Here is a 1,261-nt window from a genome sequence, read left to right as displayed (position 1 = left end):
ACTTGACTTCGCTCTTGTCGAGCCATGGCAGGAAGAACAGGATGATGACCGAGCCGCCCATCACCAGCACGCCCCAGAACTTGGCGTCGAAGGCCTTGAGCAGGAAGATGACCACGGCCGCCACGACGACCAGCGCGATCTTCAGGGCCATGCTCGACTTGCCCTTGATGAAGTTCAGGACGGCGGCCGCGGCGATGATCAGCGCGAACACGTTGACCATGTCGTCGGTGGTTGCACGCAGCATCGAATAGAACGGCGTGAAGTACCAGACCGGCGCAATGTGGTTCGGCGTCTTGAGCGAATCGGCCGGAATGAAGTTGTTGTACTCGAGGAAGTACCCGCCCGCTTCCGGCGCGAAGAAGATCACGGCCGAGAAGATCGTGAGGAACACCACCACGCCGAAGATGTCGTGCACCGTGTAGTACGGATGCGACGGAATGCCGTCCAGCGGATGGCCATCGGGGCCGCGCTTGGCCTTGATCTCGATGCCGTCGGGGTTGTTGGAGCCCACTTCGTGCAGCGCGATCAGGTGGGCCACCACCAGGCCGAGCAGCACCAGCGGCACGGCGATCACATGGAAGCTGAAGAAGCGGTTCAGCGTGGCGTCGCTCACCACGTAGTCGCCGCGGATCAGCAGCGCGAGGTCAGGGCCGATGAACGGGATGGCCGCGAACAGGTTCACGATCACCTGGGCGCCCCAGTAGCTCATCTGGCCCCATGGCAGCAGGTAGCCCATGAAGGCCTCGGCCATCAGGCACAGGAAGATCGCGCAGCCGAAGACCCAGATCAGCTCGCGCGGCTTGCGGTAGCTGCCGTACATGAGGCCGCGGAACATGTGCAGGTACACCACGATGAAGAACGCCGAGGCGCCCGTCGAGTGGATGTAGCGGATGAGCCAGCCCCAGGGCACGTCGCGCATGATGTACTCGACCGATGCGAACGCCTGGTTCGCGTCGGGCTTGTAGTGCATCACGAGGAAGATGCCGGTCACGATCTGGATCACGAGGACCAGCATCGCGAGCGAGCCGAAGATGTACCAGAAGTTGAAGTTCTTCGGCGCGTAGTACTTGCCCCACTGGTCGTTCCAGAGCTTGCTCAGCGGGAAGCGGTTGTCGACCCAGTTGAGCAGCTTCTCGCCGGCGGGCGCGTTGGGGGAAATTTCGTGGAATTCAGCCATGTTGTTCTTCTGCCTCAGGCCTTCTTGGAGTCTTCACCGATCAGGAGCTTGGTGTCCGACAGGTACATGTGCGGCGGCACAGGC

General features: G+C 61.9%; 1 protein-coding gene. It reads right to left on the bottom strand.

Going from position 1 to position 1,261, the window contains the following annotated elements; genetic code table 11:
- Window positions 1-1,177: cytochrome b (locus tag AC1DOC_RS34125; RefSeq protein ID WP_478131631.1), on the bottom strand; the 1,177-nt coding region annotated here is incomplete at its 3' end.
- Window positions 1,178-1,261: the final 84 nt, after the last annotated feature.

Source organism: Variovorax sp. 01T439_2 (assembly GCF_056398445.1).
Note: the sequence above shows the minus strand (reverse complement) of the source record. Positions and strands in the feature narration are given on the sequence as shown.